Below are 20,857 nucleotides of genomic sequence, written 5' to 3' on the forward strand. Positions count from 1 at the left end.
CCTCCTGTAAATCTATTTTTTTTGTTTCATCATTTTATGAGTCTTCTCTTTAATCTCCGCAATTCGAGTCATTTTGTTATCCCAACATTTTTGACTCAAATCAACTGGATATTCTTCCGGGTTAAGTGGGCGCTTATATTCATCCCAAAGCAGCTCCAAGTTTTCGATAACATTTTCTCGAATTTCTTGAATGGAAGGAAGATCGTAAACAAGAATTCCATTTTGAAAGACCGTATGATGCAATTCCCTTGCTTCGAAATTGGTAACAAATTTGCTGATAAATGTATGGACCGGATGGAACATCTTTAATCTTTCCTCATTTTGAGGTTCCTCTGTTTCCAATGCGATATAGTCACCTTCTGATTTTCCATTGTTTCGATTAATGATTCGGTAAACCTTTTTGAGGCCAGGGGTCGAAACCTTTTCTGGGTTCGCACTAATTTTGATAGTGTCCACCATCTCCCCATCTTTTCCTTCTATAGAAACAAGCTTATAAACAGCCCCTAATGCAGGCTGGTCGAAAGCAGTGATTAGCTTTGTTCCAATTCCCCATGTATCTATTTTTGCACCTTGTGCTTTGAGGTTCATAATGGTTTCCTCGTCTAAATCATTAGAGGCAGATATCTTTGTGTTTTTGAACCCAGCTTCGTCCAGCATCTTCCTTGCTTCTTTTGATAAATAGGCCAAGTCGCCACTGTCTAACCGAATACCCTTAAAATTAATCTTGTCCCCCTGCTCTTTTGCTACTCGGATAGCATTCGGCACACCCGACTTCAATGTATCGTACGTATCGACTAAAAATACACAGTCCTTATGACTCTCGGCATACTTGGTGAACGCTAAATATTCATCAATATAAGCCTGAACCAATGAATGAGCGTGGGTACCGGCAATAGGGATCCCAAACAGTTTTCCAGCTCTGACATTAGATGTCCCATTGAAACCTGCAATATAAGCAGCTCTTGTGCCCCAGATAGCCGCATCCATCTCTTGAGCACGACGTGTACCAAATTCTAAAGTTGTATCATCTCCAACTACTTGTTTGATTCGTGCTGCCTTAGTTGCAATAAGCGTTTGAAAATTGATGATGTTTAAAATAGGAGTTTCAATCAGCTGAGCTTCTGCCAATGGAGCCTCTATGCGCAAAATTGGTTCATTCGGAAAAACCAGCTCTCCTTCTTTTAGACTTCTCAAAGTACCAGTGAATCGAAGACCTTTTAAGTAATTCAGGTATTCCTCTTCATAGCCCTGTTCTCTTAAATAATCGATATCTGTATCAGAAAAATGGAAGTTGTTTATAAATTGGATTACTCGCTCTAGACCGGCAAAAATAGCATAGCCGTTACCAAAGGGCAGCTTTCGAAAATAAACTTCGAACACAGATTTTTGATTGTGAAATCCATCTTTCCAATACGTTTGTGCCATATTTATTTGATAAAGGTCCGTATGAAGTGCCAATCTATCGTCATTATATAACCTTTCCATTTAATAAAACCTCCTAGTTTTGAATTCGATTAAATAATTTCTGCTCCTAAAGAGCCTTGGAAATGCCCTAATGCCCAGTCATGTCCCACTTGGTTGAAGCTAGCAACTGCCTCCTTGTGGATGACAATCTTAAAGCCTTTGTTGTAAGCGTCCATAGCAGTATGAAGCACACAAATATCGGTACATACTCCTACTAAATGAACTTCAGTAATCCCTCTTTCACGTAGTTTTATTTCTAAATCTGTCCCAGCGAAAGCAGAGTATCTTGTTTTGTCCATCCAATACACTTGGTTACTACTTTTATGCTTTTCATATACCTCTTGCAGTCCACCGTATAATTTACGACCTTCTGTTCCTTCTAAATTGTGGGCAGGAAATAATTTGGTTTCGGGGTGATAGGGATCTCCCTGCTTGTGTAGATCAATCGCAAACACTACGTAATGATTTTCCTGTAAAAAAGATTCTGTTATACGTATAATTTCTTGCTCAATTTCTTGCCCTGGTTTACCACATGTCAAAGCTCCATCTGTTGCAACAAAATCATTTGTGTAATCAATGTTAATAAGTGCTTTCATTTTAACTTCCTCCTAATAAATATTATTGATAAACAAAATGTTAATCATAATTATTAAAAAAATTAATACCTAGCCGTATAAATTGATTTAATAATATCCATCTCCAAAAATTCGTATAGGGCCGCTGGTGACTTAGAAGTCCTTTGTGTCTTTTTGCCTGGCACTTTTTGAATGAAAGGAAGGGTCTTAATCTTGCGAGCAAATGATTGTTCGCTCAGTATACTTGGTTCATCAGTTACCGTTGCTAGTACCGCTTGCAGCTCTGAATAAGTGAAATTTTTCGGCAAGAAGTTTTTAGCCACCGTCGTTTGCAGCAAATCATTAGTGATTATTCGAATAGCATCCGTAATAATATTCTGGTGATCGAAAGCTAACTTAAGGTTTAATACTTCATCAATGGAATATAACTCAACTTCTGCTGCGTCATCTGCCGCTTTTCTTTTAGAAAGGTAATCCATGGGAACAATCGCATAGTGTGCGTTCGTAATAATCCATCCGCGTGGGTCTCTTCCAGGTTTGTCGTACACACCGAAATGTTTAATCAATACATCAGCTACACCGGTTTCTTCCTCTAACTCTCTTTTAGCAGCTTCCAAAGCTGTTTCATCCTCTTGGACAAACCCTCCAGGAAGCGCCCATTTTCCCGCTTCTATATTTGGATCTCCCTCTGCATTGAGTAACGCTCTCTGAATTAGCATAAGTTTTAGTGACATTTTGGGTGGCTTGTGCTCTTCCTTGTTTTCTGGAATGATGGTGAAAACCGCAATGTCTGATGTATAGCCATCAGGGGTTTTATATTTACTAATATTATATTGCTTTAACGCTTCTTCGTTAGACATATCTACCACTCCTTTCGAAGACGATTTAATTCATTTTTTGATTAACGATTTGTTAATCTTTATTGTATTGTAATATCTGGAATTAAAAAAGTCAACTGAAAAGTCAAACAAAAGAAACAGCTTGGAAAATTTTTAGTGACCAATTCTTGTATACGAATTGCCCACTAAGGATTGTGGGAGACAAACAGAACATGCAGAGACCGAGGAGAACCTTGCGGAGATGGCTTGGAACCTTGCAGAGATGAAACCAAACCTTGCGGGAAAAAGCATAAACCTTGCAGAAAGTCCAAATCCGTCCAAAAAGCTTAGCTCATTAAAATGAACCAAGCCATTAATCTTATATTTCCTATCTATTTACCTAGGTTTATCCTTGAATTTCTTTAATGCTTTTCCCACTTAAAAACGCGTGACCTGATATGTATTTTTCGACTGTTTCAAATCCATATTTTTGGTAGACCTTTTCAATAGCTTCATTTATCGGCAAAACCCAAAGCATTTCTATCCCTTTTTTCTTTATCTCTTGCTGGATATAATCAATGATTTGACCGATTAATCCTTTACCTCTAAAGGCTTCTAATGTAGCAACACTTTCCATTCTAGCTTGATTGCCATCTTCAAAAATACAAGCAGTGGAGCAGGCCATACCATCGTAACGGAGAAGATAATGAGTGAAAGCTGGATGATTAAACTGCTCCTCAAAAACTTTTTCCATTACTTCAATGCCACCGAACTCTTTAATGCTACCTTCTATCTCTAGTGCTTCTTGATAGTTTTCATCTGTAACTATTTCAATCGTCACCATAGGATTAGGTGGAATATTAATATCTCTGTTATTCCATAATTGAACTGGGCTAATCATTTCTTCATATTTAAAATTTCTCAATTTTAATTCGGAAAGTAGATTTTGCTGATTTACTAAATCATAAATATAAAATCTAGGAACAATATTTTTTGATTGATAGAATATTGTTGTCTCTTCAACTACTTTTTGAGGGTCCTCACAAGCAATCATTATCCTTGCATGATTGGCGTCATAGTAATTAGGCTGATTTTCATTATAAAATAGTATTCCCCAAGGCTTATCTATTTTTCTCGAAAATGTTTCACAATATGAAATGTCTAGTGCATGTATATTCTGCATGGTCATTAAATTACTCCTATCTCTTTTAATACAATAAATCTTTTTTCAAGTAATAATGGTTAAAATCCCTACCTACGTTAGGAAGAGTTCCATATACTTCATACCCATGTTTTTTATAAAAGTCTAACGCCTGAAAGCTTAAAGTATCCAATTTGATAAAGTCACATTTTTGTTCCTTAGCAATTTCCTCTGCTTCCATTAACAACTTTGTACCAAATCCTTTATTGCGTAGCGAATCATCCATTATCAAAACATGAATTTCTAGCCAATTCCAGCAGATTTCTCCCAAAATCCCTCCAAGTACATTATCATTTTCATCCTTTAAAAAAATGTTAACCTCTTCATACCTACCTCTTAAATCCTCCGGAAAGTGTGCAAGATTAAAATAATACAATCGTTCATTAATATTTTTTTTAGATTCATTATTATCTTCTCTTATCATTCGTAATTCCATATGTTCTCACCTCTTCTTTAATAAAGTCGATAAATCCTAAAATTGGTAAATTGATTCTTATCTAATTTTAACATGACTACAGAATGATAAATACTTTATTCTTTAAATTTTCCAATTAATTAGAGGATATATTTTAGATAAGCAAAATTGAGTAAGTTGAGTGTATGAATTTGGGATGTATATTACGTAGAATTTAGAAAATAACTATTAGTTATTAGACTGTATGAAGGAGAGAATAAATTGAATATTAAACAAGTTATGGTTGCTGGAAGTGGAGTTTTAGGAAGTCAAATAGCATTTCAAACTGCTTTTAACGGATTTAACGTTTCCGTTTATGATATTAATGATGAGGCTTTAGAGAGAGCCAAGGAAAGACTTACTGGATTGAAAGCAGATTATAAAGAAGACTTAGGGACTACCCAAGAAGCAGTTGATGCTGCTTATGAACGTTTAACTTTGTTTACTGATTTGGCTGAAGCAGTTAAGGATGCTGATTTAGTAATTGAAGCAGTCCCTGAGGTTTTAGACATCAAAAAAGCATTATATGAAAAATTGGCAAAGGTTGCACCTGAAAAAACAATTTTCGCATCTAACTCTTCCACAATGATTCCTAGTCAGCTTGTTGAATTTACAGGTCGGCCTGAAAAATTCCTTCACTTGCACTTCGCTAATAGAATTTGGGTAAACAACACAGCTGAGATTATGAAGCATGATAGAACAGGTGCTAGCGTATTTGAAGAAATTATTGAATTTGCTAAAGCTATAAATATGATTGCTCTTCCTATTTACAAAGAACAACCAGGATATATTTTAAATTCCTTATTAGTACCATTTTTAGACGCTGCTCAAAATTTAGTAGCCAATGGTATTGCAGACCCTGAAACAGTTGATAAGACATGGATGGTTGGCATGGGAGTATCGAGAGGACCCTTCGGCGTTCTAGATATTATTGGGCTTAACACACCTTATAATATAGCAGTTGAAAAAGCCAAATCAGATAATGAGCAAAAGGCTAAAATAGCAGAATACTTTAAAACAGAGCTAATCGATAAAGGCAGACTTGGCATACAAACAGGTAAAGGATTCTATGATTATCCACACCCAAAATATGAAGACCCAAATTTCCTAAAATAAATTCCAAAAGAAGACTGTTCTTCAGTCTTCTTTTTCTTTGATGCTTTGCCATTTCCTCTGATAGGGAAATTAAAGCTTATCTATATGAATTTTCACCTATTCCTCACTATCTAATACATGGGAGTATTACTGGAATCCAAATCCTAAAGACTATTAAGACAATCTAACGCTTGTTTACTACAATGGGGCGCTACTTTACGTCAATTTCTCAATATTTTACTACAATCCATTTCTCGCTCTTGTTTGTGAGGCTGGTTTACGACAATCTAACGCTCGTTTACTACAATCGAGCTCTACTTTACGACAATCCCTCATTATTTTACTACAATCCATTTACACCTCTTGATTGTGAGGCTGATTTACGACAATCTAGTGCTCGTTTACTACAATGAGGCTCTACTTTACGACAATCCACCGATATTTTACTACAATCCATTTCCATCTCTTGATTGTGAGGCAGATTTACGACAATCTAACGCTCGTTTACTACAATGAGGCTCTACTTTACGACAATCCCCCGATATTTTAATACAATCCATTCACCCCTCTTGTTTATGAGGCTGGTTTAGTTATTCGTTGCAATTAAATAATTTCCCCATTAATAATACTCGATTCATATGCCCTCTTCGCCATTTCATAATGGTCACCGTGCCAATTTTTCACCTCATTTAAGTGAAAAAACTTCAGCTCTAAGCTCTCAAATGATTTTTGCATTTTCCCCTCCATAATTTCACAAGCAAAAAGCGGGTGATAGGAAGTATGTGGCTGTCCAAGGTCTCCAGGCTTTCTTGTAAATATATCAATAAGTTCATTAACCTTTACAGTTAAACCCGTTTCCTCTAAAAATTCTCTTTTTAAAGATTCTTGAGGACTTTCGCCAGCTTCGCACCAACCACCAATAATGCCCCATGTTCCATCATCTGCTCGACGCTCTAAAAGAATTTTTCTTTCTTCTGAAAAAATCACACCATTTACTCCGACCTTGGGCGTTACATGTCCAAGCTCTTTTAAAAATTTATCTTTAATAATGCTTTCTTTAATTTCAACAATTTCCGAATATTCTTTGCTTGCTAGGTTGAGTAGCATTTCATATCTATCTCTATCATACGGATCATTAGCATAATGAAGACCATGCTGAGCTATTGATCGAATTTGATCTAATAAAGATAATCGATTTTCCATTTATTATTTCCCTCCTTTATTAGTAAATATTATCGAGATAATCTATTTTTCTCTAAGTCTCTCAATGAAAAAGTTTAAATTATCGTGATACAAGGAGTTCCAAAATTGTCTATTATAATTATCCTCATTTATCTGTACTCTTTCATCTAATTTCATTAATTTATCCTTTAGTTCATTAAAGATGCATTTTAACTTTTCTTCGTTTTCTGTTTCTATTATTAAAAGCCAGTACTTTTTAAAACATTTCAAACAAGAAAACCAGCTATCTAATGAGGAATTTACAAAATATTTTTCTACTCTTTCCGTGATTTCGTGCTCAAGCTCATATATTTCACTTGTAGTCTGGGAGATCGTAATTAAATTTCCGGTATTGCTATTTTCAGCAATAACTAAGTATGGTTGGAACTTTTCTAAGCTAGCTAGAAAGTTTTCTTTGAAATCATTATCTAATGTTGATAAAGACCAATCATTTTTTATAGTCCATTCTTTTACATCTAATAGAAAACCGTTTGAATTAGTAAATAGCTCCACATTTAAACATTCATATTCATTTTCATCAAATCTATAATTATGTATATTTTCGTTTAGTTCCAATTTTGTCTACTCCTTTATGCATTTTTGTTAGCCACCTAGTATAATTCTACAAATTGTTCCTATTTCCTTGTTCTTTATAATGGATAGAATAAAGAGTGGAGTAAACCTTGCAGAAACGAAAGAGAACCTTGCGGAGCTTCCATTCACTTGTTAATAAACAAAAAAAGCCAGAGCGACGTAATTATCACACTGACTTTCTTTATTTATTTAGTGAAGCATTATAGATCCGCCATCAACCATAATTGTTTGGCCAGTGATATATTGAGAATCCTCACTTGCTAAAAATACTGCTACACGACCGATATCTTCTTCAACATCACCAAAGCGACCAAGGGGAATTTTGCTGCGAACGGCTTCATAATATTCTGGTTGTGCTTTCGCCCATGCTTGTACGCCTTCTGAGTTTGCAATAGGGGAAATAAGGTTTACATTAATACCGAAGCGACCCCATTCATTGGCAGCTACTCTGGAAATTCCACGAATCGCTTCTTTGGCAGCAGCGTAAGCACCTTGTGTTTCGTGTCCATTTAAACCTGCTCCAGAAGCAAAGTTAATAACATTTCCCTTAGATTCCTTTAAGTAAGGGAGTGCTGCCTGCATTAGATAGAAGGTTGGGTAAAATCCTGTTCCAAATGACAGGTCAAGATCGGCTTGCGTCGTTTCTTCAATTGTCACCTGTTTAGATGCATGTGCATTATTTACTAAAACATCAATTCTTCCGTATTTTTCTGCTACAGCTGTAACTATAGATGGAAGATTTTCTCTATCCATTAAGTTCGCTTTTAAAAACATAGATTTAGGCGAGATTTCTTGAAGTATTTTTAAACCTGCTTGTCCAGCCTCTTCGTTAACATCCACGATTGCTAATATTGCTCCTTCTCTAGCCATCGCCTTGGACATACCAAGTCCAATACCTCCAGCGCCACCAGTAACAATAATTACCTTATCTTTAAGTTTGTCCATTATATTGCCTCCTTAACTTATCTATTAAATCCTACTACTTTAACAATAAAATCTCCATTAAATCGCTTTTAGAAGTATAAAAGTTATCCGCTAAATTTTGAAAGGAGAATTTATTTGCGTTACTTATTCTCTTTTCCATATATACTTCATCTTCTGGGCTTTTGGCAATGATTGCAGAAGCATATTTAAGTCTCCATTTATAAACTTTCTGACTATATGGTAGTGTCTCCGGAGGCCGCAAACCTAGTTGGTTCACCCTCTTTGGCACCTTCCTATTTTTTGCCTAATTAGTTTAAGTAAATAGTCCATATTATTATATTCTCCCCCCAATTTGCAAATATGCAGACTATGTAGAAAACTAAGGTTTTAATCCTCTAAATAAAAAAGAGTGAATATCCTAGGGACGGATAGACACTCTTAGTTTCTTATTCTTTTCCTGAAATATAAGCCCATTTATAGCTATAGTCACCTGTAAACGGATGAGATATGATTCCGTGCACATATGGTTTTTGTAGCGACATAAGCCCTGATTGATACATGGATGCAATTGGAGCATCTTCTTCCATTATAATTTTCTCTGCTTTAGCTAGTGCTTCCCAACGTGCCTCTGGCTCCAATGCAAGTTCATTTTTTGCTTGGTCAATGAGCTTATCCAGCTCGGGGTTTGAATAGGACATATTGTTTTGTGGTGAGCCCGTGACAAACAATTCTAGGAAGGTAATTGGATCCTGGAAGTCAGGTGCCCAGCCTGTACTTTGAATGTCGTAATCCTGTGCTGCGTCTTTATCTAATTTTACATTGAAAGTGACTGGTATAAGCTTGACAGTCAATCCTTTAAGATTACCTTCCATCTGAGCTTTTAAATATTCATCCATATTTTGAGCTAGCTCACCATCATTACCGACCAATTCTAATTCTAATTCCGTCAATCCTTCCTCGGCCATTCCCTCTGCAAATAGTTTAGTAGCTTCTTCTGGATTGTACTTAGCCATATCCCCGTTAATTTCACGGAAATCCTGTTGATTTTCATCAAAAGTTAATCCTTTGGGAACTAGGAAATCTCCTGGAATAGAGCCGTTAGCTAATATCACAGATGCCAAATCCTCTTTATTGAAGGACATTGCGATTGCTTTACGGATTTTCACATTTGAAAGAGCAGTCTTTTGTCCATCACGCTCTTGGTTCAGCTTCAAATAGAATATTGTCGGTTTTAGCTCTTGTAGCACCTCTTCATGATCGGCATATTGAAGAGCAAACTCACCGGATAAACCAACACGATCTTTTTCACCATTCTCGTATAGGTTAACAGATGTAGCAGTTTCTTTAATTACGTCCACGTTAATTTTGTCTAACTGAACAACTTCCGCATCCCAATAATTTGGATTTTTCTCTAGTGACCAAGATAAGCCTGTCCCATCCCATTCAGTCAATACGAATGGTCCGTTGTATATAAGACTATCAGAATTAGAAGAATATGAACTTCCCATCTCTGTTACATACTCTTCATTTTGAGGATAAAAAGTTCCAAATGCCATTAACGAACTAAAATAAGGCACTGGTCTTTCTAGAGTTACCTTCAATGTTTTCTCATCTATTGCTTCCACACCTAATTCTTCCTTGCTCATCTCACCCATTGAAATTTGCGTTGCATTTTTTATTAATCCCTGCATCATATAAGGTCCATATGAGCTGCCTGTGTCTGGGTCAATCGCTCTTCTCCAAGCAAACACAAAATCATTTGCAGTAACTGAAGTACCATTTGACCATTTTGCATCTCGTAATTTAAACGTATAGGTCAATCCATCCTCTGAAACTTCTGGTTCTCCCTCAGCCATAGCAGGCACTGCAATGTTCTCTTGATTTAATCGGTAAAGACCTTCCATAACATTGTTTAAGTAATTGAATGAAACTGCATCGTCCGCTAAAACAGAATCCATCGATGGAATTTCAGCACCTGCAACTAAATTTAACTCTTGTGCCTCATCAAGCTCACCAGAATCCTTTCCCTCAGTAGTTTCAGGCTCTTTTGGTGTACTACTTTCTGTTTTTTCTTCTTGATTGCATGCAACTAACAAAATACTTAAGACAAGTAAAAACACACATAATAACTTTCTATTAATCTTCCTCACATAATTTTCCCCCTTTTGTACTGTAACTATATTAATATATTTTAAAAATTCTAAAAAATCAATACTTTTTCAGATTTCACTCATTCTTTCAGCTTAATTCCTTAGTAAAGAAGAAGCTAGCAAACATTCGTTTACTAGCTTCTCTATTTCACCGTTATAATTTATAATTCCCTAGCCATTTCCTTTACAATTTCATCTATTGCAGTCACTGCACCGGATTTGTTTTGTACTAATACGCTGAATATATATTGTTGACCGCTACTGCCTTCTAAATAACCACTAAGTGTACTAACTCCAGTTAAAGATCCAGTTTTGGCAAAAACCTTACCTGAAGTGAGCGAATCCTTCAATCGATTTCTTAATGTACCTCCTACCATTCTTTCAGGATGTGCAGCTATAGGAAGACTATTAAAATAAGTATTGAACCAATCTTCCCCTTGCACTTTATATAGCAAGTCACTAATAGCAAAGCTAGAGACCGAGTTTGCATGAGACATTCCGGACCCGTCCTCAAACTTCCAGTCATTCATATTTAATTGGATGGACTTGCCGTATTGCTCAATTACCTTTAAACCTGCCTTCGTGCTTCCATGATGTCCCTCTACTTTACCCATCGTTTTTACTAAAATGTCAGCAATTCCATTATTACTTAGCTTCATAAAAGGAATAAGTAATTCCTTCAATGGCATAGATTCTTTCACCGAGATGAGAGTAGCACTTTTAGGAGTTGCTGCTCTAAAAAGTTTTTCTTTTTTGTACTCTATACCTTCTTCTTCTAGTATTTCTTGAAACATTGTGAGCGTATGAGTAGTAGGGTGAAGCATCGTTACCCATTCTCTTTTGGTTTTATCAATCGGTAGGTTACCATTTATGATGATTTGATTTGTTCTATAAGATCTCTCAATGGTAATGGTGTTGCTTTGACCCGCCGCAACGGTTTGAGCTTGATTGACTATTTCTAAATCTCCAAGATAAGGAGTTGCTTTTACTAAAGGAGCATTTCCGATAGCCGAACCACTTACATCTATGATAATTGTTCCAGAATCATAGTCAGCATTTGGTGATGTAGTCAATGCAGAAATTGGAGCTGCATAGTAATACGATTCATCACCTTCCCATATACCTGGAGTTAACAAATCATCATCGAACCATTTGTCATCACCAACAATTCTTCCATCAATAGATTGAATACCTTTTGCTTTTAAAGCTTGCGCAAATTGTCTTAAGTCTTCCTCCATAAGAGTAGGATCTCCTTGCCCCTGAAGATATACATCCCCTTTGAGAACTCCGTTAGACAGCTTACCACTAGTATATAAGCTTGTTTTAAAACGATAATCTTCTCCAAGAATGTCTAGTGCTGCTGCAGTGGTGATTAGTTTCATATTCGAAGCTGGTTTGACAGGAGTTTGACCATTATAGTCATACACAGCCTCACCAGTCATCCGATCGATAACCGCGATACTCACCTCTCCACCTGTCAGTTTTTCATCAATAATTTTTGAAATAGACTCATCCAAAGTCAAAACGAGCTGTTCTTCTGCTTGAGCAACCTGTCCCATTCCAAGTAAACTTACAAATAATACCCAAGCCATCATTAGGCTTGTCCACTTTTTCCTCATAACCTTCCCCCTATTCTAATTTTCATTGGTAGATAAGGGTCATATTCCTCATAAAGAAAAAATTTCCTTCAATGGAATAAAAAACAGGCTTTTCGATTGAGTTTAATGTAGCCTCACTCATTCGATAAGCCTATATACACTTTCTAAATAACGCGCCTTTTGTATTAGTGGTGATTTTTTCACTTTTAATAGAAGTAGTTACGTTTGCTGCACGATAAAAATGTAGATTTTTAGTAATTCGTTTTGTTATGACCGTATAAAATTTTTTTTGACCGTTCAAGCAAGTTTTATGACCGGATAGAAAATTTTATGACCGTTCAAGTAAGTTTTATGACCGCATAAATTTATTTATGACCGTTCACCTTAATGTAATTAAATGATTCGAAAAGTAGTTGAAAGCAGTTGATGAATCTTTTCGGTGTTTAATGATGTATCAAAGGAAAGATAAGGAGATTCATCCTGTGAGACCGTCAGCGGAAGAAAGAGTGGGCTATCCAAGCCCAGCTGCTCTAAACGTTTTTTGTAAAAGGAATAATAGCTATCCTTCTTTAACGGCCCAGCATGTAATATTCCCGTCACATCATTTTTAGCTAGTTCTAAAATAGCATAAGATAAGTCATCCACATTCACAAAGGATCTAAAAACATTTGCCCACGCATGGAATGGTTTATCTTCTTTAATGTTCTTTATTATTTGGTCTGTTCGATTGTCTAATTTATTGAAATCGCCATACAAAGGACCTGTTCGAATTATTACATGATTTGGATGAGAATTCATAACATAGCTTTCTCCCGCATGTTTTGCATTTACATATACAGCTAGCCTGGCTTCTTTAGGCAACAAACCGGTAGGATCCAATTCCTTATAGCTGCCTTTCCCTTCCACAAATACTGCATCGGTAGATACGAAGATTAGCTTGGTGGTACTTTCTAATTCTTCTAGGACATTTTTCAATCCCACGTGAATTAGTTGATCCTCTGCCTCCAGACTCATAAGACACCATATTACTACATCCGGCATACTCTTCTTAATAGCTTCTACAATGGAAGGCTTGTCTGTTACATCTACTTGCATTAAATTTATTTCATTTTTCAGCAATCGAGAGGTTCCTACAACGGTTAGCAAGTCATCTTCTAAAGCCCTTCGATATAGGGTGGAACCTAAAAATCCTGTAGCACCTAATATAAGTATTTTCATCATATCTTTCCTTTGTTTTTAGATTTGGTTATTATAAGGTTTTCTATAGATTCTTGTATTGAATTTCTTCCATTCTTCTTTAAGTTTAGTCCATTCTACTATTTTCCAAGGGTTAAAGAAGGTTTGACCATTTTTATTGAAGAAGAGCTTATCACCTATACAGTAAGAGGCATGTTGAATAACTCCTTCTGTATTAATCCAAGTAATAATGTCAGTATCTTCAACATCTCCTTCATGAATTAAGTACCCTGCCTTTTTAATCCCTTCTAAAAATGTTTGTGGATGCACCCATTCATGTATCATCCATTCATGCTGCGTGGCAGCGAATAATGTTGCGGATAAACAATTACTTCCCGCCTTATAAGGAAAAGTATTTGCAAACTGTTTTAAATGTATTGGAGCTTTTTCTGGCAACTCCGAACAAGACCAACTATCCCATTTCTTTGCATATTCCAGAAGCATCTCTACTTTTAACTGATAAGAGAGAGAGTTCCACATTTTACTTTGAATTACTATGTATGTTTTACTATTTTTGAATACCAAATGTTCATCTGAAATATTACTGCTTGTATTATTTAAAGGTAAAACTAATCCTCTATTTATTTCTACTTGCCTTTTATTTAACATATTTTTTTGATCTTTCGGTAGTTTGTTAAACCATTCAGATTTCGCTACTATAATATATTGAACATCATTTGCTATACTCCAAAACTCGTAGCTATTCACAATTTGAATATCATTATAAGAAGTGTGCTTGAAAAATTCATTCTTCGGTATAATTAGCACTTCAAAAAGATACTTATCCAGTTCTAGTAAGTCCGATTCTTTAATAAAAAAGAAATCTAGTTCTGGTACATATTGTTGTATCCAACTATTTATGTGTTCATTTGATGGTGCGATATTCATTTCAATAAACCTCTCAGCCATTCTTCTTTTGTTATCGTATAATGCTCATGTTGTTCAGAATCTATTTGGATAGTCCCTTTAAAGCCAAAACCACATTTATGAATAACTTTGAGCGATCCAAGATTGCGAGGAAGGACTACCGTATTTAATAGTTGAACATTTGTATATGTAAATAAATAACGGACTAATCCCTTTACAGCCTCTGAAGCATAACCACGCTTTCGATAATGCCTGGATATTGCATAAGCTATTTCTCGATTTTGTTCGGGAAGCTCCTCCTTCAAACCTGTATTACAAAAACCGATAAGTTTTCCGCTTTTCTTTAAAATAATCCCTAACTTTAAATAGTTTTGATCATCAATATTTGGCACTGCTGACAAAAAAGATTGGTTTGATGGAATTTCATAGTTTGTAACCCAGCTTGCTCGTTGTTCTTTTGTAGAACGCCAATCAGGTAAAAATTCATAAACCTCTGGTTGTGATGTTATTTCATAAATAGCACCGACATCTTCAATTGAAAACTCTCTTAATAATATTTCACCACAATCTATTGTAAATAAATGATCCATATTAAAATCCTCAGCTTCCATAAAAAAATTTATCTCAACAAATACTCTGTTACAATTTCGCAATATTGCTCTGGTGTTTCAAAATGTGGGGAATGTCCGCAGTTTTCTATTAAAACCACTTCACCCTGTCGTAAATCTTTGTTAAAAACTTCTATTTGAATAGGACAAGTCACTACATCATGCTCTCCCAAAATTAATAAACAAGGTATATTTATTTCTTTAAGCAAGTGTAAGGCTGATTTAAAAATACTTCCTTCTTCTCTCAAACGATTAAAATGAACTTCTGATTTATCATAAAATATTTCCCATTGGTTCTCTGTATAGACAGTCGAATCGGTAGAATTATCAAAGTTAGATGTATATATTTCCATTCTTTTATCATTTAAAAAAGAGCTAAGCTCCGCATATCCTTCAACAAGCAATCTGGGCGAATAAGAGCTATTAGCCAATTCCATGCACTGTTCTTGAAGATGTGGCTGTCCATATTTTTCAAATAAATCCGCCGTCTTACGGAGGAGTGCCTTTCCTGTCAGTTCAAAGTCAAAAGTTGGAGCTTCAAAAATAACTTTTTCAATTGAATTGGGGTAGCGGTGAGCATAAAGTGCAGCTAGATAACCTCCAAAAGAATGACCAATAATAGACCACTCCTGTATTTCCAAATGTTTTCGAAGCTCCTCACAATCTTCTATTAAATCATCTAGACAAAAAGATTCTTCTATTTTAATAGCCTCCGACCTACAAACACCACGTTGATCTAAAGTAATTAATCTAAAGCGACTGCCTAACCTACTTGTCTGGTGATAAGAAAAATCAAAGCAGCTCTCTCCTGGTCCGCCATGAAGAAATAAGACTGCTTTGTCACAGGTCTTACTTTCTTCTATGTAAAGTTCTTTTCCATTGATTTGTATCAACTGTCCATCGTTCATAAATTGCCCCCTTTTATCAAATTTTACAGTCCTGAACAATGTTACTATTACAATATGTTTCGTAAATTAATTTCAAAGCTTCTGCTATTTTCTCATCCGCCAATTGATTAATATTTCGATTTGGCAAATTTTTGGCTCCTAAAACGAATAAAATTGGAGTTTTCGTAAATTCACCGATTATCCCAATATCTATTACTACATTATCTAATCCACCTGTCATATGATTTACTAAGTGGCTTGGAATTCCTTTGATTTCTCCTCTTTGCCTAACTAGTCCATTGACAAGAGGAGCCCATACTTCTGGCTCTGAATCATAGCCTTGAATACTACATTTTAAAAGTTCTAAGATTTGAGCTAACTCGCCCTCGCTACTTAAATCCTTTGGATTTTGCTTTATATTAATTTTCTTAAAATAGGTTCGAATCTTTTGATTAAAATAGTCCCAGGTTCCACAAAATTGAACTATGCTATTTGCTACATGACTATCATGGCAGGCAATCATCACCTCTACCGCTTCACAAAGCATCAGGCTGGACCTATTTTGATAATGAGGATAAAGGACATCGCTATCCTCATCAGGGTTAAATTTTATATTTTGTATTTTATCCGTCCACTTATATTTCTGCTCTTCCACCAATTTTACAACGCAAAAAGCAATTGCTATCTTTGCTGCAGAAGCTAATGGCACTATTAAATCCTTATTTAAAGTAAGTAAAATCTTATCTTCTGTCGTTGAGTAAAGCGTGATTCCAATTTCCCCCTGCTTAATTTCCTTTAATTTTTCTGATATGTTTTCCATTAAATCCCACCTAGCAAAAAAGAATATTATATAATGTTATACCTAGACTACAAGAATAGGCTTTATCTTTATCATAACACACTAATAAATGGCAAATATGTTAAAAGTGAATTTTCTGATACTTATATGTAATAAAGACTGTGCTTCACTCTAGTTGTCTAATTGAACGCATATAAAATTATCCATCCCTCCAAATTATAAATCTCTGTTCGTATAAGAAAAACGTCTTCAATGAATACTTTGAAGACGTTTAATGTTTTTTATATTAAATTAATATTTTTCTAAAGGAATAGCACCATTTGTCATATTCTAATTTTTCTTCATAAAACCGATGTGCATCTATTCGTTGAATACCTGATTCTAGTGCTACATATTCTGCACCGTTTTCTTTAGCATAATCCTGTATGTATTTTAATAACTTCTTGCCGTAGCCACCTGAACGCTGGGACGCATCGGTTACTAAATCGTAGACAAATATATGACGCTTACTGTAAAAATTTGTTCTCCAGCTAAAACCGACTAATGAAGCTATTTTCCCTTGAAAGTATAAGGCGTAAAGCTTGTAACCATCCTTCTGCATTTCTTGTAATAAATCTATGTACGCTTCCAAGGTCAAATCAGTTCTCAGCTGCTTCATTATAGGATAAGCTTCTATCCACTGATCCTTTGTAGTTAACTCACTTATTATTTCTAACGTGGAATTTACAGACATATTGTTTCCTCATATTCTATAATTTTATAAATGAAACTCAGATTTAATTATTTTTGCTACCTCGTCTGGACTTAAAAAAGTATTATCTATTCTTAAATAGTTTCCCCGTTTAATTTCCTCAGGAAACGAATTCAACCTATTGCTTTGCAATGTACTTAGTAAATGCTGTTCTGATTGCTCCACGTTTCTTTTTGTTGGTTTACATTCCAAACGGTGTGGATCCTTATTTCGCTTTAATCTTTCCTCTACTTGTGCTTCTAACTCAACAAAGTAAATAGAGACCCCATTAGAAGACATCAACTGACATATACTTTCAACATCATCCCAATCCTCTTTTTTATCAAAATACCAAACCTTTGTAAAAATCATTCCGCAATGATTACTTTGAGTAAATGATTGAAATATTTCCTCTCGAAATTGATGAGTGAGCCGCCACATTTCATCACTAAAGCCAAAGAGCGGCTCTAGTAGATCAATTGTCATATGATTATGAAATAGCTTTAGACCCGTCAATTTTGCGAGCTCCTGTCCAACTGACATCTTACCAACTGCTTGAGGACCAAATATAAACACAAACTTCTCCATTTTCATTTTCCTCCGTTATCTTAAAAACAAGCTTTATTGATCCTCTATCACTAACATATTGTTTTCATCAAACTCCCAGTCTTCAGCATAAGCTATTTCCCAATAGTAGCCATCTAGGTCAGTAAAGTAGCCTCCATAGCCTCCCCAATCAGTTGCTTTCGGTGCTTTCTGAATAGTTGCCCCTGCTAAATTAGCCTTTTCCATTAACTCATCCACTTCTTCTTTGGTTTTTGCGTTGTAAGCTAATGTAATTCCTGGGAATCCACTTGATAAGACTGGGGGATTCTCTTTATTTGTATCCTTTGCAAGCTCCATAATTGGATACAATGCTATTTTCGTTCCTTCATTTTTAAAGAAAATAATATGCGGATTTGATTCTGTTCCTCTAATAGATGTGGCAAATCCAAGCTGTTTATAAAAATGGTGAGCACTGACTATATCCCTTGTACCTAGTGTAATAATATTAATTCGATTCATTGACTTTCCTCCTCCATTTTATTCCTTAGGCATCTTATAACGTGGGAAAAATTGATACACCATAAATACGCCGAACGATAGACACACCAAATAAATTTTTCATTTTAAAACCCATTATTTAGCTTGTAATACCTATTAATTTATATATTTGTATAAGTTTAAATGCTCTTGTAAAACCTTTTAAAAAGGAGTGATACAAATTGAAATAGCAAGAGAACTATCTAAAAAATTCTCATAAAAAACAGAAGTTAACACTTGCCTTTCCCAATGGCAAAAATGTGCCTGGGAACTCTGTTGATGAACATAAGGCGCTTGAGGAAGCAAACATAATTCTGACTGGCGATGAAATAAAACAACAAAATGAAAACTTATAAATTCAGCCTCTCAAATACTAGAAATGTATATCCCTCTAGTATTTGAGTATGTATCATGCATAAATACTAAGAATTACCTCTTTTCAAAACCTCGGAACTCATTAGACTATCGCATCCAGACCCTCTCGAACCCCAACCCCATATGTAATAAAAACTTAATGCAAAAAAATCTCAATTTATATAAATACGCCAAAAGTTCTTCATTTCCTTCTTTAGTGATCGCCACTTTTGGATTTATTAATGGTCTCAGTTTGTTAAATTTACAAATACCTTTAGGCATAGCTCATTCAAACTATTATTTAGTTACCATCTATTAATTTACTAAGCAGTTATTTGGTAAAAGAGTTAAAAGTATACTATAATCAAAATATAAGACTTAAGACTTAGTTCATAAGACTCTTATTACATTATTTTATTAGAAGATGGGAGAGAATAAAGATGAGTATCTATGATTTTGATTTTAAAGTGCCAGACATCAGCGGTAACTTAGTTTCGTTAGAGAAATTTAAAGGGAATGTAGTATTAATTGTCAATACTGCTAGTAAGTGTGGCTTTACATATCAATATGAGGATCTTCAGAAATTATACGATCGATATAAGAATAAAGGATTTGTTGTATTAGGATTCCCCACTAATCACTTTGATAACCAGGAGCCTGGGACGAATGAAGATATAAACCAATTTTGTAAGTTAAATTATGGTGTTCAATTCCCTATGTTTTCTAAGGTAAAAGTAAGAGACGAGGGAGCTGAACCTCTTTTCAACTATCTAACTGCGGTTAAGCCCTTTAAAGGATTCAACAATTTTCATCCATCATCGCGAATCTTAAGTTCGCTCATTAATGAAAAGGTTCCACATTATATGCACGGTAACTCTATTAAATGGAACTTTACCAAGTTTTTATTAGACCGTAATGGCAATGTTCTTCATCGCTTTGAACCTACTACTGATACAGTAGATATGGAAAAGGATATTGAAGCAATATTATAGTTCCGGTTGAATTCTCAAAATACGATTCTTGTGAATTTGCAAAAATCGTGTTTTGTGACGTTTTTTTTGATGTAAAGACTCTGTTGCCTTTTTTGTACTTTTTAGAGTAGCTACATTATTTTAAGAATCTCTTTTTAGTATTATCTGAAAATACATCTTAGTTAATATTCATAACTTCTTATTTTTAAACGGAGGCTGATGAGGATGCAGCTTCGTCAGCCTTCACACAATCAATTGCGATAACAAGCGAAATAATAATAGTTTCCATTTCTTCTTTTAGAATTTGAACCTTGTAGCTATCTCCTCAAGTGAACCACTCCTTGTTCACATTACCTACCACTTCCCCATGCTCTAACACCTGAAAGTTCATATCCCACCAGTTGCCATGTACCTCAATGCCTGCCGCGTCAATAGAATAGCGCGCTTTCAAGAAGGACCATTCTTTCTTAATCGTTAACACCTCTCTACCATTCACCTCTACAAAAAACTTTGGTAAGAAGCTGAACATTTTCTTTGTAATGAGCGCGACTTCATCTCTTGATGTATTCATAATGGAGAAAGTTTTTGGAATCTGCATAAAGCTGCCCTCCACGAAGTAAACATCGTTCTCCTGCTGATTCTTTACAGTAAACTTGCCACTTAGACTCAATACCTTTTGCTTTATATAAAGTTCCTTCATTTACTTTTCCTCCATTGTATATAGTAAATTTTGTTTTAATTTACTTTCATTTATTTTCGCTTAAAATATCGATCCTTCTTCCAATGAAGTGAGCTTGAATAGGCGCTAAATTTAGTTCTCTTGCCCAAACTGAAAGTTGTCCTATATGATGTATTTCGTGTGCGACAATATGGTGTAAAATTTCATCAATTGTATACTTTGCTTTATCCCAAGGTACACTCACCATCTTATTCATATCAAAGTTTGAGTATAAAAATTTTGCATTTTCATCTCTCAGTTCATCTGAGATTAGTTGTACTTTTTCCAAGGTTTCGTAATTACAAAATTCAAATTGGATATCTTCTTTTCCCTGAATCCCTCGCAACCAGCTGTATTCTACTTCTGTAATATGAAAAAGGGTATGTAAAATACTTTCTACTCCACCGCATCGTTTCTTATTTAACTCCTCTTTTGATAATTGCTTACACCATTCAAACCAATCATCTCTTACGTGCCAATTGTACTCAAAGAACTTTCTCATTTTCAAGA

21 protein-coding genes and 1 pseudogene are annotated in these 20,857 nt (G+C 35.2%); 2 read left to right on the forward strand and 20 right to left on the reverse strand.

Features of this window, described 5'->3' with window-relative positions; genetic code table 11:
• Positions 1–12: 12 nt before the first annotated feature.
• The 5 genes from D0S48_RS04865 to D0S48_RS04885 form a co-directional block, all read right to left on the reverse strand.
• Positions 13–1,485, reverse strand: a complete 1,473-nt coding sequence (locus D0S48_RS04865) for a nicotinate phosphoribosyltransferase (RefSeq protein WP_151110408.1) — start codon at positions 1,483–1,485, stop codon at positions 13–15.
• A gap of 29 nt (positions 1,486–1,514) precedes the next feature.
• Positions 1,515–2,060: a cysteine hydrolase family protein gene (locus tag D0S48_RS04870; protein ID WP_151110410.1), complete on the reverse strand. Its 546-nt coding sequence runs from the start codon at positions 2,058–2,060 to the stop codon at positions 1,515–1,517.
• Between the two features lie 62 nt (positions 2,061–2,122).
• The gene (locus tag D0S48_RS04875) at positions 2,123–2,899 is read right to left on the reverse strand and encodes an NUDIX domain-containing protein (protein ID WP_151110412.1); all 777 of its coding nucleotides are present in this window, start codon (positions 2,897–2,899) and stop codon (positions 2,123–2,125) included.
• Positions 2,900–3,263: 364 nt separating this feature from the next.
• Entirely contained in the window at positions 3,264–4,046 is a 783-nt protein-coding gene (locus D0S48_RS04880) for a GNAT family N-acetyltransferase (RefSeq protein ID WP_151110414.1), read from the reverse strand.
• A gap of 19 nt (positions 4,047–4,065) precedes the next feature.
• Entirely contained in the window at positions 4,066–4,494 is a 429-nt protein-coding gene (locus tag D0S48_RS04885; RefSeq protein ID WP_151110416.1) for a GNAT family N-acetyltransferase, read from the reverse strand.
• Positions 4,495–4,734: 240 nt separating this feature from the next.
• Here D0S48_RS04885 and D0S48_RS04890 point away from each other — a divergent pair, with 240 nt between their 5' ends.
• Positions 4,735–5,628 carry a 3-hydroxyacyl-CoA dehydrogenase gene (locus D0S48_RS04890; RefSeq protein ID WP_151110418.1) on the forward strand — a complete coding sequence of 298 codons (894 nt, stop codon included), beginning with the start codon at positions 4,735–4,737 and terminating at the stop codon, positions 5,626–5,628.
• A 582-nt stretch (positions 5,629–6,210) separates the two neighbouring features.
• On the opposite strand, the gene D0S48_RS04895 is transcribed toward D0S48_RS04890, so the two are convergent.
• The 13 genes from D0S48_RS04895 to D0S48_RS04955 all read right to left on the reverse strand — a co-directional run bounded on the left by D0S48_RS04895 (position 6,211) and on the right by D0S48_RS04955 (position 18,286).
• Complete coding sequence (locus D0S48_RS04895) at positions 6,211–6,810, reverse strand: NUDIX hydrolase N-terminal domain-containing protein (protein WP_151110420.1); 600 nt, start codon at positions 6,808–6,810, stop codon at positions 6,211–6,213.
• Positions 6,811–6,852: 42 nt separating this feature from the next.
• Positions 6,853–7,404, reverse strand: a complete 552-nt coding sequence (locus tag D0S48_RS04900; RefSeq protein ID WP_151110422.1) for an SUKH-4 family immunity protein — start codon at positions 7,402–7,404, stop codon at positions 6,853–6,855.
• 207 nt (positions 7,405–7,611) lie between these two features.
• Entirely contained in the window at positions 7,612–8,367 is a 756-nt protein-coding gene (locus D0S48_RS04905) for an SDR family NAD(P)-dependent oxidoreductase (RefSeq protein WP_144538163.1), read from the reverse strand.
• Positions 8,368–8,792: 425 nt separating this feature from the next.
• Positions 8,793–10,496, reverse strand: a complete 1,704-nt coding sequence (locus tag D0S48_RS04910; protein WP_151110424.1) for a peptide ABC transporter substrate-binding protein — start codon at positions 10,494–10,496, stop codon at positions 8,793–8,795.
• A 161-nt stretch (positions 10,497–10,657) separates the two neighbouring features.
• Complete coding sequence (dacB, locus tag D0S48_RS04915; RefSeq protein ID WP_151110426.1) at positions 10,658–12,115, reverse strand: D-alanyl-D-alanine carboxypeptidase/D-alanyl-D-alanine endopeptidase; 1,458 nt, start codon at positions 12,113–12,115, stop codon at positions 10,658–10,660.
• A 372-nt stretch (positions 12,116–12,487) separates the two neighbouring features.
• Positions 12,488–13,312, reverse strand: a complete 825-nt coding sequence (locus D0S48_RS04920) for an SDR family oxidoreductase (RefSeq protein ID WP_191963871.1) — start codon at positions 13,310–13,312, stop codon at positions 12,488–12,490.
• A gap of 18 nt (positions 13,313–13,330) precedes the next feature.
• The gene (locus D0S48_RS04925; RefSeq protein WP_151110430.1) at positions 13,331–14,218 is read right to left on the reverse strand and encodes a hypothetical protein; all 888 of its coding nucleotides are present in this window, start codon (positions 14,216–14,218) and stop codon (positions 13,331–13,333) included.
• Complete coding sequence (locus D0S48_RS04930) at positions 14,215–14,787, reverse strand: GNAT family N-acetyltransferase (RefSeq protein ID WP_151113719.1); 573 nt, start codon at positions 14,785–14,787, stop codon at positions 14,215–14,217. Before D0S48_RS04930 ends, D0S48_RS04925 begins: the two co-directional genes overlap by 4 nt.
• Positions 14,788–14,816: 29 nt before the next feature.
• The gene (locus D0S48_RS04935) at positions 14,817–15,713 is read right to left on the reverse strand and encodes an alpha/beta fold hydrolase (RefSeq protein ID WP_151110432.1); all 897 of its coding nucleotides are present in this window, start codon (positions 15,711–15,713) and stop codon (positions 14,817–14,819) included.
• Between the two features lie 16 nt (positions 15,714–15,729).
• A complete protein-coding gene (locus D0S48_RS04940; RefSeq protein WP_151110434.1) occupies positions 15,730–16,512 on the reverse strand; it encodes a serine hydrolase in 783 nt (260 codons plus the stop codon).
• A 265-nt stretch (positions 16,513–16,777) separates the two neighbouring features.
• Complete coding sequence (locus D0S48_RS04945) at positions 16,778–17,224, reverse strand: GNAT family N-acetyltransferase (protein WP_151110436.1); 447 nt, start codon at positions 17,222–17,224, stop codon at positions 16,778–16,780.
• Between the two features lie 24 nt (positions 17,225–17,248).
• Positions 17,249–17,809 carry an AAA family ATPase gene (locus D0S48_RS04950; RefSeq protein ID WP_151110438.1) on the reverse strand — a complete coding sequence of 187 codons (561 nt, stop codon included), beginning with the start codon at positions 17,807–17,809 and terminating at the stop codon, positions 17,249–17,251.
• 33 nt (positions 17,810–17,842) lie between these two features.
• Complete coding sequence (locus D0S48_RS04955) at positions 17,843–18,286, reverse strand: VOC family protein (protein WP_144538148.1); 444 nt, start codon at positions 18,284–18,286, stop codon at positions 17,843–17,845.
• A gap of 812 nt (positions 18,287–19,098) precedes the next feature.
• On the opposite strand from D0S48_RS04955, the gene D0S48_RS04960 reads away from it, so the two are divergent.
• Positions 19,099–19,650 carry a glutathione peroxidase gene (locus D0S48_RS04960; RefSeq protein WP_144538147.1) on the forward strand — a complete coding sequence of 184 codons (552 nt, stop codon included), beginning with the start codon at positions 19,099–19,101 and terminating at the stop codon, positions 19,648–19,650.
• A 184-nt stretch (positions 19,651–19,834) separates the two neighbouring features.
• Here the strand turns inward: D0S48_RS04960 and D0S48_RS04965 are convergent.
• Both D0S48_RS04965 and D0S48_RS04970 read right to left on the reverse strand, forming a co-directional pair.
• Positions 19,835–20,329 (reverse strand): annotated as a pseudogene (locus tag D0S48_RS04965) (LURP-one-related/scramblase family protein).
• Positions 20,330–20,375: 46 nt separating this feature from the next.
• Positions 20,376–20,849 (reverse strand): DinB family protein, encoded by a 474-nt coding sequence (locus tag D0S48_RS04970; RefSeq protein WP_151110440.1) that lies wholly within the window; start codon positions 20,847–20,849, stop codon positions 20,376–20,378.
• Between the last annotated feature and the right edge of the window lie 8 nt (positions 20,850–20,857).

The sequence above is a fragment of the Psychrobacillus sp. AK 1817 genome, from assembly GCF_008807035.1.
Taxonomy (GTDB): Bacteria; Bacillota; Bacilli; order Bacillales_A; family Planococcaceae; genus Psychrobacillus; species Psychrobacillus faecigallinarum.